The organism is Eggerthella sp. BIOML-A1 (assembly GCF_009875595.1).
In the GTDB taxonomy this organism is placed as follows: Bacteria; Actinomycetota; Coriobacteriia; order Coriobacteriales; family Eggerthellaceae; genus Eggerthella; species Eggerthella lenta.
In genome coordinates this window covers 125,241-138,904 of the sequence record NZ_WWRZ01000001.1, presented here as the reverse complement: position 1 = coordinate 138,904, position 13,664 = coordinate 125,241, and the positions used below count along the sequence as shown (strand labels likewise).

The following is a 13,664-nucleotide window of genomic DNA, read 5'->3' as shown; positions in this document are numbered from 1 at the left end:
AGGTGAGGCGCGTGCGCACTGTTCCCCGTATATGCTCGACGGCTGTTTCCGTCGCGTTTTCGGCTTCGATGCTTCCCGCAGCGACAGGGCTGTTGGCGCATGAATGGCTCGGGCTCGCCCTCGTCGTCCTGGCGATTGCGCATGTCGTGCTCGGCTGGGAGACGGGGATGCGTATCGCTAGAGCCGCGGTGAAACCCCATTCGGGCGGGGCCCATATGCTCTTGGTGCTCGATTTTGCAACCTTGGTTACCATCGTGGTCTGCGCCTGCTCCGGCCTGGCGGTTTCCGGAACGGTTCTTCCCGCCTTGGGGATGGTTCAGACGAACGGGTTCTTTTTCTGGGACCCCCTGCATGCCGCCAGCGCGAAGGTCTTGTTCATTCTCGTGGTCGTTCACATCGCCGTTCGTCTAAGGTGTGTTGCCATCCGCTTTTCGCGTAAACGCTTCACCCGCAGAAAGGAATCCTCCCATGATTGAATCTAACGTTTGGCTCGAGAGGGCCGGTCTTTTCGAACTGCTCGCCAAAAGCTTCTCGTTCCCCGCTTTCGACCTTGCCGCGGCGCTTGCATCCGGCGAATATTCCCAAGCCTCTCGCGAGGTGTGCCACGCATGGGGAATTACCGACGTGCGCCTCGACGCCTTGCTCGAACGCGTGGACGACAAATACGCCGGTGATGAGGATACGGCGCTTCACGCCCTGCGTATCGAATACACCCGGCTGTTCATCGGCACCCGAGAACCTCTGGTTTCGCCTTACGGAAGCTATTGGAAGGCGATTGCCGAGGGGAGGGACCCCGTTCTGTTTCTCAGTCGAGAAACGTCGGAAGTGGAAAGCGCGATGCACGCGGCGGGCGTCGGAAATAGGCCGGGGCTGCGCGAGCCACTCGACCATATTGCGTGCGAGCTTGAATTCCTCCAGTACCTGTGCACGGTTGAAGGGGGCGCTGAAAAGCCGAGCGAGGGAGCCGCAGTGGGCGAGAGTGTGTACGAGACATTCTTGAAAGGCCATGTGCAGACGTGGACGAGAGATTTCGCCGATGCAATAGACGGAGAGGCGAGCGAGATTTTCTATCGGTGTGCCGCCGAAATGCTCCGCCAATTAAAGGACTGCACACTGTCGAAGTTGTGACCGCAGTAGAAGGGCGTGTGCAGGCCTCCGTTTATTTGTTGTCAACGCCACGCTGCAGGCGCTAGCGAATACTTCATCACTTCGAAATCGAACACATTCCACACTCGCCAGCTCCACTGGTAAGTGAAGTCGGCTTCAGCTTAGGCGCGGAGTTCTTGTTGTGTAGAATAGAAATCAGGACATCTAGCCAACCGCTGAAGAATGCCTGACTCACATTCTCGAGAGAAGAGACGAGGGTCGCAAAGATGGAGACCATAGGTAACATCATCTGGATACTGATCGGCGGCATATGGACCGCGCTGGCGTATGCAATCGCCGGTGCGGTCTTCTACGTCACAATCGCCGGCGTCCCGCTGCGGCGGATCAGCTTCCGCATGGCGGGCGCTGTCGCTGGCACCGTTCGACAAGGCTCAACGTGACCATGCTTATGCAGACGACCTATCTATATGGGATGGATATGCACGACGCTGGTTTCGGACGCATTCTTAACCTCTCGTCGATGGCAGCCTTCTCAGCGGGGCCATACATGTCGATTTACTACGTCACAAAGGCCTTCGTGCTCTCGTTTTCGCAAGCGGTTAATGTCGAGCTGTGCGAAAGCGGCGTCACGGTGACGGCGCTTTGTCCTGGTTCGACGGCAACGGGCTTCGAGAAGGCAGCGCAGATGAACGCCTCTAAGATGTTTACGCTTTTCCGCCCAGCTACACCCGAACAGGTCGCAGCGGCGGGATATCACTCCATGGAGACGGGGCGGTCGTCCATTGTCTACTACTCGGCAGCTACGAAAATCATGAACATTGGCTCACATCTCATACCGCATTTAGTCGCCAACGCCTCTGCCGCAATCATTAACGGCAGAGGCTGAAATAGGAATAAAGCATGCGTTCATCGTTCGATGTATAGACGGAAGGGATTGGTGGCGGTTTCATCGCCCTTCTCTCTTTTGTTTTCGGCAAAATTCCTGGGGGGTGATTTCTTCTGTTCTTATCTCTTGATTAGTCAAACAGTACTTGTTCACGGCCTAGATTGCTTTACCATCACTTATAGTGAAAAAGCGCTTTGACCTCGTTATTTACTATATCTTATTGTCATTTGCTATCCCTGAATCGCCCCGACTTTAGTGGACAGTTTTAGACCTTGCTTTTACGATGTCTTCTGACATCGACTCCCTCACTGTACCACAACCGCTCTACTTCTATCGGACTCTTGAAATCATTATGTTCGCTTATCCTTTCCGAATTGAACCAGTGTACCCACCGATGGGTTTCGAGATTGAGTTGTTCGAAGCATTCCCAAGGACCGAATCTGAATCGCCCCGACTTTACCGGAGGCTCCAAGTTTGAGAAGATGGAGCCATTATGGAAAAGCAAAAAGGAAAGCGTTACCCCAAAGAAATCCGAGACAAAGCGGTTCGGATGGTCGATGAGCACCAAGGCGAGTACCCTTCGCAGTGGGCTTGCATCATCTCGATTGCCGAGAAGCTCGGTATGACCCCTGAGACGCTCAGGAAATGGGTAAGAACTGCCGAGGATGCCGGTGAACCGTTGAAGGACGGCATGACGGCAGCTGAACACATGAAACAGCTTGAGCGAGAGAACAAGGAGCTCAAACGCTCCAATGAAATCTTGAAGCGAGCTGCGGCTTTCTTCGGGGCGGAGCTCGACCGCCAACAAAAGTGATGGTCGATTTCATCGACAAGAATCGCGATGAACTAGGAGTCGAGCCGATTTGTGCCATGCTGCCGATCGCTCCATCGACCTATTATGCTCACAAGAGCAAAATCCCAAGTGAAAGAGAACTTCGTGACCAGGAACTGAAGCCTGAGATATATCGCGTATGGGAAGAAAGTATGTGCCGATACGGTGCTGACAAAGTATGGAAACAGCTTTTACGCGAAGGATTCAGCGTTGCTCGCTGTACCGTTGAGCGCTTGATGAAAAAACTGGGTATACAAGGTATCCGTCGCGGCGCATTCAAAGTCACTACCAGCTCGAACAAGAATGCTACTCGACCAAAAGACCTCGTTGATCGCGATTTCACAGTAGCTGCGCCTAATCGTCTTTGGGTGGCAGATTTTACCTATGTTGCCATCTGGTCAGGCTTTGTTTATGTTGCCTTCATCGTCGATGCTTATGCGCGCCGGATTGTTGGATGGAACGTGTCTCGACGCATGAACACCGCACTTGTGCTTGATGCACTTGAGATGGCATTATGGCAAAGAAATCCTGATGGAGAGCTCATCCATCACAATGACGCTGGCGTACAATACCTCTCCATTGCCTACAGTGAACGCCTTGAAGAAGCAGGTATAGCGGCTTCCGTTGGCTCTGTAGGTGATGCCTACGATAACGCCTTAGCCGAGACAATCAACGGACTTTATAAGGCAGAGGTTATTCGTCACATGGGACCATGGAAAGGCTTTGATGATGTTGAATACTCTACTCTTGAGTGGGTTGACTGGTATAACAAGGAAAGGTTGTTTGGTACTATAGGATATGTTCCGCCAGCTGAATTAGAGGCGAAATATTGGGAAAAGGAGTTCATGCAGGTAGCATAGGACTCAAGGAATCGAGTCTCCGGTAAACCCGGGGCGATTCAATCTCTTTGTTAATTCCGTTTTATATGATCCGTTGATCGATTCAGCCAAAGCGTTATCGTAGGAGTCACCAACGCTTCCGATGGAAGCACGGATCCCGTGGCTTGAGAGAAGTTCGGCGAAGCCGATAGCGGTATATTGGCTCCCTTTGTCGTTGTGGTGTATGGCATCTTTAAGGTCGCTGTTTCCTTCGAAAACGCGGGTATGAAGCGCCATCTTGAAAGCGTTTTCAACCAAGGCTTCATTCATCCGGGTCGATACTGCATACCCGATGATGCGTCTGGCGAAGACATCGATCACGAAAGCGGAATAACACCAGCCCTCCCAGGTGGAGATGTAGGTGAAATCGGCCACCCAAAGCTCATTGGGTTGGTCTGCGTTGAAGTTGCGTCTCACGAGATCCTCGGCACAACGTATATTCTTCCCGGCAATCGTAGTTCTCTTCACTTTGCCACGTACAGCTCCCTTGATCCCGAGCTCGCTCATAAGGCGGGCAACAGTGCAACGAGCGACTTTCTCTCCGTCATTTCGAAGAGCGTGCCACATCTTCAAGATACCGTAACAAGAGTAGTTCTCCTCATATATCTTTAGGATCTTATCTTTCAGGCGAGCATCCTTGATAGACCTGTTAGAGGGTGGGCTCTTTTTGTGGCCGTAATAGCCTGACCTCGAGATCGAAACTCCGTATTCTGTTGTTAAGACCTTGCATATCGGCTCGACACGCCAGAGTAGGCCACTGTCTTCACGATGGTCTTTGAACATATCTATGAACTGGATTATTTGTTCTGTGGCCGGTCGAGCTCGGCCGCGAAAAAAGCCGAGGCTGCCTTGAGTATCCCATTGGCTCGCTTGAGTTCGGCGTTTTCTCTTCGAAGTCTTCTCAGTTCCTCGTTTTCATCGGTGGTGGTACCGACACGGACCCCGTCATCGACCTCGGCCTGCCTCACCCATTTCTGGACGGTTTCCGGACCTCCGATACCGAGGAGCTCAGCAACATGTTCGGATGCTTTCCTTCTTGTCTTGTACTCACTGAGGCAGCTATAGAAAAGATCGATCGCTTCTTGCCTGATCTCCTCTGGGTACTGCTTCGGTCTTTTCTTGTAAGGCTTCTTGTTTTCCATGGTGTTCATTATAGATCGTCCTTTCGGATTTCGTGTGATCTATAACTGTCCGGGGAACCCGGGGCGATTCACCCCAGGCAATTAGCAGGTAGCTAATTAATATGATTTGGCTAGCAATATAATTATCTTGTCAGGCCTCCCGCATCGCGCTTGAGCAATTAACCAGGGTTGCACGCAAATAAAGAAGCGAAAAGGTGAAGTGGAACCGTCTGCCAAAGTCATGCCCTCCAAGGGCCTAAAAATTCTATTTCGAAGCCCGCGAAGTGTGCGGGCTTCTTGCGTTTTTTTGCACGAGCAGACGGGCCGTAAATTCAGTCGTACTTTCAAAACGGAAGAAAAAGATTTCAAACTGAAAAGCTTTGCTACCGATATACGAAGATTTCACCTTTGCTACCCCGCAATCATTATCTTGATGTGGCCGAACGTCCAAGAGGCGATGAGGCGATTCCTGATGACCCGTCGTTAGGAATCGTAAGGAGCCCATCATGAAGAATTGCCAAACTCTAGAACAGCATATTCTCGGAGCCGCCAACCAGATGAAGGAAGCACAGGGCATAACGCTTGTTGAGCTTTCACGCCGCACTGGCATTGACGCCGCAAGGCTCGGAAACGTCCTGAGGGGCGATCGCACTATGCGCGCAGATGAGCTGGCCTTACTGATGGTTGTCCTGCAGATTCCCATTCAGGCAATCTGCCCTTTGAGGTTTATCCCTTGGACGCTCAAATCGGACGTAGCTAAAACAATTCGAAAATTGGAATCAGGTGACTAGAGACCGTGCACTTTAGACCTGTCGATACGCAAATCGAAGAAACGCTTATTGAGAAGTGTCAGCAGAATGGCTGGCTTATGCGCGGCGGCTATGACTGGCAAGATGACCCCTATCTTGAGGAGTATCCGTACGAGTTCTGCGTTGCCGACGACCTTGAAGAGCTGCGCAGCTTTTTCACCCACGGTAACTGGGCTATCCGTCAGGGCATCTGCTACAAAGACCTCGCATTTATCCAGCAAGTTAACGGCGGTGATGAGTGGTGGACACTAAAGCGGGTTGATGACGGCTGGTTGGATTTCGAGAACATCAGCTTTGAAGGCACGGTGGAAGATCCAGATAGATTTGACCATCTGATTTGCTCTATGGCCGCAGCAAGCCCGCAAGTCTGTCACGACCTGGACTATTTGGAATCACAAGAATCCCTTTCGGACAAGGCAACGCGGGTAAAGGATGCGGGCGCTCATCAGAAAACCCAGCCCGTAGCCCAACGCGACGGCAGAGACAAATAGGCACTGGGACAAATTGTCCCAGTAGATAGGAGACAACTATGCCAAGCGATTTCGGCGACGAGTCAGGCGAGAAATTCTGCGATTGGCTCATGGATATTGGGCAGCAGGCGGGTCAAGAAGCAATGCATGCGGCAGCGCGCAAGCTCAGCGTTGCACTCAAGCACACGAAGGGCGACCTTGGTGTCGACGAGGCCGAACCCAAGTGGGCACGCTTAAACCTTGACGAGCTTTCCAAGATGGAAGGCTATGACAGCATCAAACAAATCTTGGACAAGCAGCTTGAAGACGCCGGCGTCGAGCATAGCTTCTTTGTCGATGACAGGACAGGGCAAGAATCCCTGCTCTTCAAGCATGAGGACGCCTCCAAAGTTGACCGGGTATTCGATGAGTTGATTGAAGATGTCGACAGATCTCTTGAGCGAGCAGACACACAGCTTTCCCGGGGCGAGGAGCCGGCTAAAACACAAACGAAGGAAACGAGCCGAGACTCCGAGCCCTTGGAGAAGCGGTCTGCCCGCGTGCGGGCCTCTTCTGCTGCGCTGGAAGCCGGGCGAAGCCAAGGGCGTGGGCGCGATATCGGTCGCGAGGACAAGTTCCAGGAAGTGAAGACGAAATAGGATGAGGCTGCGTAAAGACAAGCTCATCTTCGCCTCCGTTTTCTCCGTAGTAGCGTTCATTTTGGTGGACGTTTACGCGGCTTGTCTGTCGACGTATCCGGCCCCGATTCTGGCACATATCAGCGAGGCGGTATATGCGCTTCCTGCCTTTATTGCCCAGCGTGGCGCGGTGTTTTGTTTTGAGCCTGCCGCTCTTGCAGCGGGCCTTGTTGCGGCATGCGGCATCTGGATAGTTTGGGCCTACTCGCTTATGCGTGAGGGCAATTACCGCAACGGCGAGGAACACGGTTCTGCCCATTGGGGCACGATCAAGGAAGGCCAGCGTTTCCGCGATAAGGAGGCCTCCGACAACAACATCATCTTCACCGAACACTATGCGATGGCGGTGAGCCGCAAGCAGTTCGACCTCGAACTCGATCGCAATCGCAACGTGCTCGTTATCGGTGGCTCCGGTTCCGGCAAGAGCCGCTACTATGTGCTGCCCAATCTCATGCAGGCAAACACGTCGTTTTTCGTCACCGACCCCAAGGGAACGATGCTTCCCGACGTCGGTCACATGCTGGAGCGCGAGAAGTACCGCATCCTGAGCTTCAACACCATCGACTTTACCAAGTCCATGCACTACAACCCCATCGCCTACGTGCACACGCAGGCAGACGTCTACACCTTCGTCGACTGCCTTATCAAGAACACCACGCCTGAGGGCGAAAGCAGCAACGATCCGTTTTGGGAGAAATCCGAGCGCATGCTCTACATGGCGCTCATAGGCTACCTGGTATTCCATTGCCCGGAAAAGGATCGCAATATCCCCGGCCTCATGACTTTGCTCAATCTGGCAGAGGCACACGAGGATGACGAATCATACATGAGCCCGCTCGATCTGCTGTTCCATGAAATCGAATCTGGGCAGTCCTATCAGAAGGTAAGCGATAAGGCATTTAGCTTCGATGCAGATGTGCGCGGCTTTGCAAACGGAACCGACACCGGCTATGCCTGGGTGAAAACCGGGACACCGACCAAGCCGGAAAACGACTTTAGCCTGAACAACTACACGTCATTCAAAAGCGGTGCTGCCAAGACCTTGAAATCAATCATCATCAGCTGCAATGCGCGCCTGGCACCCTTCACCTTCGATGAGATGCGCGAAGTATTGCGTTATGACGAAATGCACTTGGATACGTTGGGTGACCCCGGACAAAAGACGGCGCTGTTTGCCATCATGAAGGACACGTCGGATAGCTTTGCGTTTCTGTTCGCCATCATGATGTGGCAAACGATGAACGTACTGTGCGATAAGGCGCTGGCCGAATTTGGGGGCCAGCTGCCCACGCCGGTGCACTTTATCTTCGATGAGTTTGCCAACTTGGGACACTTGCCCGAGGTGCAGAAGACCGTCGCCGTCGTTCGCAGTCGCAACATGTCGCTATCCATAATCCTGCAGTCAATCGCGCAGCTGAAGCGCGAGTATAAAGATGACGCACAGACCATCATCGACTGCTGCGACACGACGTTGTTTTTGGGTAGCAAGTCCAACGAAACCAATAAGGAAATCTCGGAGATGATTGGAAAGGAAACGGTGTCGACCCTCAACGTGAACGAGAGCCGAGGCGCAAATCCATCCACCACCAAAAACTACGGGCGTAGCGAGCGAGACCTTATCCAGGCCGCCGAGATCGGCAAACTGAAGCGCAGCCAGGCAATCCTGCTTATCGCAGGAACGAATCCGCTTCTAGACGGGAAATACCGACCCGAAACGCATTCCCGCTACAAGTACGTTGACAGGCACGGCGAAGACGCCGTGTTCCGAGAGAAGTTTGACTTTGAGGATTACTGCGCACGGGTGCGCGGGAGCGTGATGCCTATGCACTGAGACAAATTGTCCCAGTAAGCGACCTCAACGGCGGCGGCCATGCCATAACGGGCACCGCACGCTTCACGAAAGCTTCCACACAATCGCTTGGGACCGCCACCGCCAATGTAAAGGAGCTTACGCTCCGCAGCGAATTTTACCACTTGAAACAGCGGCCACTTCCACCTTGGGCCGCGAAACCATGTAAAGGAGTGCAAACCATATGCTTGCAAACATCATTACGCTCGTATCCGGCTGCGTTACGTTCCTGGGCGGCTTCCTTGTCGTCTGGGGTGCGGTGTCCCTTGGCCTCGCCATCCGCGAGCAGCAAGGCGGCAGCCAGATTGCCAGCGCCATCTCCACCATCGCCGGCGGTGCCATTATCATCGCCGCTGCCGTCTACTTCGGGATGCTCGACACATCCTGGCTTCCCGCCTAGGGGTGATGCGGTTGCTAAGCGTATCAATCCATAAAGACATTGGCGAATACAGCGAGAAGATCGTTGGAAAGTTGTCGTTTCGCACGCTTATCTGCGTAACGGGCGGGCTTGCAGCGGCAGTTGCCGCAGCGGCCTTCACCTACTTCGTTTTAGGCATCGACGTATCGAATGCCACGCTTCCTGTCATGGCGGTCTCCATGCCGTTTTGGCTCGCAGGATTCTGGCGGCCTTACACCATGAAGCTCGAACAATTCATGCCCCTGTGGTTCCAGCATACCTTCAACGACGACAGGATCCTGTACGCATCTTCCATCGACAAGGCAGAGCCAGCCCTGCGCGAAACCCTCGCGCAGAAACAAGATCGCAAGCATGCACGCAAAGCCAAAAGGAAGGGGGCCGAGCTGTATGAGCCGAGCCGAGAAGATATCCAGGCGTGAAGCAAAGCGCGCCGCAAAAGAAGAGAAGAAGGAACTACACGCGGCACGCGCAAACGCCAAGGCGCGCGGCAAATCAGACGTTAACCGCCGCCTGCGCACACAGGAAAAGGAACTCACCGAACAGACGACATCGAAGCGTCGTGCGCGTTTTGCGGCGAAGGACGTGCTGGCCTATATCGGCTATGACGCCATGTATGCCGACGGCATCGCCCAGGTAGAGGACGGCGTTTTCTCACAAACGTTGAAGTTCACCGACATCAGCTATCAGTCTGCACGAGAGGAAAACCAGCAGGCGATCTTTTCCACGTACTGTCAGTTATTCGATTACTTCGGTGCGGAAACCTCCGTGCAACTCAACATCGTGAATACGCCGATACCGGCAGACGAGATTGGCAACAAGATCTTCTTCGAGTGCCACGAGGAGCGCACGCGCGCTTATGTGGATGAATACAACCGCATCTTGAACGACAAGATGCGCGAAGGTGTGTCTAACCTCATCCGCGAGCGTTACCTGACCTTTGCGGTTGGTGCGCCCAATGTGGATGCCGCTGTACCGAAGCTCGCCCGCATGAGAAACGACTGCGTGCAGACGCTTGCGCGCATCAGAAGCGACGCGACTGTGGTGCGTGGAGAAGAGCGCCTGGCTGCTATCCATTCGCAGCTGCGTCCGGGCAAGAAGCTGACTTCTTCCGTGTTCGATGAACTGTCATGCAGAAGCGGTCTGTGCACCAAGGATTTTATCGCTCCGGGTGTGCTTGACTTTAAGCCGCAGGGACGCGCCGACTGCTTCTATTCGGACGGCATGTATGGCCAGGTGCTGGGATTCCGTCGTTTCGGTAGTGAGCTGTCCGACCGCGCCTTGGCTGACATCATCGACTTGGCCCTGCCGCTCAACGTCACGCTGCACATCCAAGCCATGGATAAGGCGAAGGCCGTTGCCTACGTGAAGCAGCGCCTTGCCTGGATGGACAAGGAGATCATCGACGAGCAGATGACGGCAGTGAAGAAGGGCTACGACTTTCAGATCCTGCCCTCCGAGCTCAAGTACTCCAAAGAAGAAGCCGAAGACCTGCTCGATCATCTGCAGAACAAGAACCAGCGCCTATTCATCTTCACGGGCCTGGTATACACGTATGCCGAGTCCTTGGAAGAACTTGACGAGCAAGTGCTGCAAATCATGAGCACGGCGCGCCGTAACTCCATTGACCTCGATACGCTCACTTACCGCCAGCGCCAGGGCCTGAACTCGGTGCTGCCGCTGGGTCACAACCATGTTGAGATGAGTCGCATGATGACCACCGCGCAGGTGGCTATCCAGATGCCGTTTGCCTCACAAGAGCTCAATCAGCCGGGCGGTGGCTACGTGGGACAGTCCAAGCAGTCGGGCAATCTGGTCATTTGCAACCGCAAGGATCTGGCAAGCCCCATGGGGTTCGTCTGCGGCAAGCCGGGTTCCGGCAAATCCTTCAGCGTCAAGCGCGAGATTATGAACACCATCTTGGCTTATCCCGATGACGAGATTATCATCTTCGACCCTGCAGGCGAATACGCGCCCGTGGTCGAGCCAGCCGGTGGCACGTCCATCCGCTTCGCGCCCGATTCGTCAACCTACATGAATCCGTTTGACTTAGGCGACGTTGCAGACATGGGTAATGCGTCGCAAATGGCCTTCAAGATAGAGGCGATATTGGCCCTATCGTCTGCCACCATGGCAGAAGGCGCTCAAGGCCTGCCGGAGTCGGACAAGTCCATCATCAGCCGTTGCGTCGAGGCGGCCTACGTTGCCGCATCCATGCATGACAGGATGCCGACGCTTGGTGACTTCTATGACATCCTTACGCGCCAGCCCGAGGCTGAGGCACGCGACATTGCGCTTCGTTACGAGCGCTACGTGAAGGGTGCCTTGTCGTTCTTCAACAACCAATCCAACGTCGCATTCAAGAACCGCATCACCAATATCGACTTCAAGGACCTGAACTCCAACATGCGCGTCTTCGGCATGCTCACGGCACTTGAAGCGGTGCGCAACCGCATGTACTACAACTTCGAGCGCGGCGTTACCACCTGGCTCTACATCGATGAGGTGCAGAGCCTATTCAGCCATCCGGCCATTATCAGTTACTTCTCCAAGTTCTGGGCCGAGGGCCGCAAGTTCAACCTCATCTGCACGGGCATCACGCAGAACTCCATCTATATGCTCGAACACGAGGAAGCACGCAACATGGTGCTGAACTCCGACTACATCATGCTGCTGAAGCAGTCTCCGCTCGATCGCCGCGAGTGGGTGCGCCTACTGGATCTTTCCGCCCAAGAAGAAGCGTGCATCGATGAATCCGTGAAGCCAGGCGAGGGTTTGCTGGTGGCAGGTGCTGCCCGCATCGCCATTACCGACGACTGGCCGAAGGGCTTGCTCTACAACACCTTCAACACCAAGCCCGAAGAAATTGCAGCGCTCAAGCGTGCTGCTCGCTTCGAGTTTGGCTTCAAAGAAAAGACCGAGGGATAGGCTCATGTCGAGCAACCTTGCCAAGCATACCGATACGGCGAAGGCTACCGAGTTCACTCGGGGCGAGTCCGACAATGCCTTCGAGGCCAAGGCGGGGCGCACCGATGCGGTAAACGCCGGCATCGTCAAGAAGGCCGATGCGGTTGCCGAGGCTGAGCTGAAAGGTGCGCGCAAGGGAGGCGTTTCCGTCAGAAACGTGCTCGGTCGCGCAGTACGCCAGGCAGGCGGACAAGAAGGTGCAGATGCCGGCGATCAGGCTGCACGCAATGTCACGCGGCAGACGGGCGTCGCCCTGCAGAAGAGCCGCAACATGCGCTCGGCGATATTTGCTTCCGCTGCAGCAGAGATGGACGAGGATGACGAGACAAGCGGGATGTCGGATGCTTATCAGAAGGGCTCCGACGCAGCAGCGCTGGCCCGCAAAGCGAAAGCCATGCGCACCTCTAAAGATGCGGTCAACACTACAGCAAAGGCTACTGGGACAAATTGTCCCAGTACTGCCAAATCCGTTGAAGATCGGGCTCGCAAGGCTGTTTCCAAGAAAACAAAGGAGAAAGCAGCGGAGTCGAAGGTGCGCATGCAGTCACGACGTACCTGGCTCAAGGCACACGGCGCGCAGGCAAAGGCAGCCCAGGCTGCCGGGGAGACTGCCGCAAAGGCAGGCGGTACAAAGACGCTTGCCGCAATGGCCTCTGGTGCACTGGCACCCGTTGCTGGAGTGATCGCGGGCATCATCGCATTCGTGCTTGCCATGATGGTGGTATCTCAGCTCATCAGCGCCCTTTTCGGCTTCTGGGAAAACGAGGCTGCAAAGCAATCAATGGCAGGGCTGCCTCCCTATATCACGCAGGAAATGGTGGTAACCGCGCTTGAATGCCAAGAGAAATACGGACATCCCGCAGGATGTACTATCGCGCAGATCATCTGCGAGTCGGGCCAGGGAGACCATCTGTCCGGATTGGCAACGCGCGACAATAACCTGTTCGGAATCAAGTGGGCCTCATCCTACGGGTTAGCCGAGGAAGTGTCGGGGCATTCCAGTTGGCAGACCGGTGAGGAGTATGGCGGGCAGCACGTCACAATCACCGCCGAGTTCACCAGCTTCAAGTCGCACAAGGACTGCATCGTCTTCCGCAGCCGCGTCTTCTTGCAGAACTCCCGTTATTCGGAAAACGCGCTTATCAAGGAAGCAATGGCTACGCATTCGTCCGACAAGATGGCGGAAGGCTTGAAGGACGCCGGCTATGCCACAAGCTCAAGCTACGTTGAATCGCTCAAGAGCATCATGACCACCTACAACCTCTACCGCTTTGATGGGATGACCGTCGAGCAATTCGAGTCTATGACGGCAAACGGGGACGTGATTGTGCAGGCGGCATACAGCCAGCTTGGGGTTCCCTATGTGTGGGGCGGGTCTACTCCAGGTGTCGGTTTGGACTGCTCGGGTTTGACCCAGTACTGCTATGCGCAGGCAGGCATATCCATTCCTCACTACACCGAAGATCAGAAGAGCGCGCTTACCACAGTTCTTCTGTCCGAAGCCCAGCCTGGTGACATCCTCTACAGGTACGGTCATGTGGCTATCTACATCGGCGGAGACCAGTACATCCATGAGCCGCAGACCGGTGACGTGTGCAAGATCTCTTCCGGCATCAACTATTTCACCTGCGCGTTGCGCGCGAACAGATAGGA

General features: G+C 54.5%; 13 protein-coding genes, 2 pseudogenes and 1 other annotated feature. Of the genes and pseudogenes, 13 read left to right on the top strand and 2 right to left on the bottom strand.

Translation table 11 applies throughout. The features are described 5' to 3' along the window. The first annotated feature begins 11 nt into the window (after window positions 1–11). The 5 genes and pseudogenes from GT590_RS00625 to GT590_RS00605 all read left to right on the top strand — a co-directional run bounded on the left by GT590_RS00625 (window position 12) and on the right by GT590_RS00605 (window position 3,685). Entirely contained in the window at window positions 12–476 is a 465-nt protein-coding gene (locus GT590_RS00625) for a cytochrome b/b6 domain-containing protein (RefSeq protein WP_147271458.1), read from the top strand. After that, the gene (locus GT590_RS00620) at window positions 469–1,128 is read left to right on the top strand and encodes a molecular chaperone (protein WP_086414228.1); all 660 of its coding nucleotides are present in this window, start codon (window positions 469–471) and stop codon (window positions 1,126–1,128) included. Before GT590_RS00625 ends, GT590_RS00620 begins: the two co-directional genes overlap by 8 nt. Window positions 1,129–1,373: 245 nt before the next feature. Continuing rightward, a complete protein-coding gene (locus tag GT590_RS00615; protein ID WP_086414229.1) occupies window positions 1,374–1,547 on the top strand; it encodes a YccF domain-containing protein in 174 nt (57 codons plus the stop codon). A 2-nt stretch (window positions 1,548–1,549) separates the two neighbouring features. Next, the gene (locus tag GT590_RS00610; protein WP_232453205.1) at window positions 1,550–1,993 is read left to right on the top strand and encodes an SDR family oxidoreductase; all 444 of its coding nucleotides are present in this window, start codon (window positions 1,550–1,552) and stop codon (window positions 1,991–1,993) included. 493 nt (window positions 1,994–2,486) lie between these two features. Then, window positions 2,487–3,685, top strand: a pseudogene (locus GT590_RS00605) (IS3 family transposase). Beyond that, window positions 2,765–2,881 (top strand) — a sequence feature (AL1L pseudoknot). It overlaps the preceding pseudogene by 117 nt. Window positions 3,686–3,688: 3 nt before the next feature. Here GT590_RS00605 and GT590_RS00600 read toward each other — a convergent pair. Beyond that, entirely contained in the window at window positions 3,689–4,486 is a 798-nt protein-coding gene (locus GT590_RS00600; protein WP_086414231.1) for an IS3 family transposase, read from the bottom strand. A 26-nt stretch (window positions 4,487–4,512) separates the two neighbouring features. After that, window positions 4,513–4,689: pseudogene (locus GT590_RS14415) on the bottom strand (transposase); the annotation flags it as partial. A gap of 641 nt (window positions 4,690–5,330) precedes the next feature. Between GT590_RS14415 and GT590_RS00590 the strand changes: the two are divergent. The 8 genes from GT590_RS00590 (at window position 5,331) to GT590_RS00555 (ending at window position 13,662) form a co-directional block, all read left to right on the top strand. Continuing rightward, window positions 5,331–5,615: a helix-turn-helix transcriptional regulator gene (locus GT590_RS00590; RefSeq protein WP_086414233.1), complete on the top strand. Its 285-nt coding sequence runs from the start codon at window positions 5,331–5,333 to the stop codon at window positions 5,613–5,615. A 5-nt stretch (window positions 5,616–5,620) separates the two neighbouring features. After that, window positions 5,621–6,124 carry a peptide ABC transporter substrate-binding protein gene (locus tag GT590_RS00585; protein ID WP_086414234.1) on the top strand — a complete coding sequence of 168 codons (504 nt, stop codon included), beginning with the start codon at window positions 5,621–5,623 and terminating at the stop codon, window positions 6,122–6,124. A gap of 38 nt (window positions 6,125–6,162) precedes the next feature. Next, complete coding sequence (locus tag GT590_RS00580) at window positions 6,163–6,741, top strand: hypothetical protein (protein ID WP_086414235.1); 579 nt, start codon at window positions 6,163–6,165, stop codon at window positions 6,739–6,741. Between the two features lies 1 nt (window position 6,742). After that, complete coding sequence (locus tag GT590_RS00575) at window positions 6,743–8,611, top strand: VirD4-like conjugal transfer protein, CD1115 family (RefSeq protein ID WP_086414236.1); 1,869 nt, start codon at window positions 6,743–6,745, stop codon at window positions 8,609–8,611. A 202-nt stretch (window positions 8,612–8,813) separates the two neighbouring features. Beyond that, window positions 8,814–9,029, top strand: a complete 216-nt coding sequence (locus GT590_RS00570; protein WP_086414237.1) for a hypothetical protein — start codon at window positions 8,814–8,816, stop codon at window positions 9,027–9,029. Between the two features lie 5 nt (window positions 9,030–9,034). Then, on the top strand, window positions 9,035–9,466 hold the full coding sequence (locus tag GT590_RS00565; RefSeq protein WP_227791066.1) for a PrgI family protein: 432 nt from the start codon (window positions 9,035–9,037) through the stop codon (window positions 9,464–9,466). Then, the gene (locus GT590_RS00560; protein ID WP_161170780.1) at window positions 9,435–11,972 is read left to right on the top strand and encodes a VirB4-like conjugal transfer ATPase, CD1110 family; all 2,538 of its coding nucleotides are present in this window, start codon (window positions 9,435–9,437) and stop codon (window positions 11,970–11,972) included. The genes GT590_RS00565 and GT590_RS00560 overlap by 32 nt, the downstream gene beginning before the upstream one ends. A 4-nt stretch (window positions 11,973–11,976) precedes the next feature. Beyond that, window positions 11,977–13,662, top strand: coding sequence for a glucosaminidase domain-containing protein (locus tag GT590_RS00555; protein ID WP_086414238.1), 1,686 nt, complete (start codon window positions 11,977–11,979; stop codon window positions 13,660–13,662). Window positions 13,663–13,664: the final 2 nt, after the last annotated feature.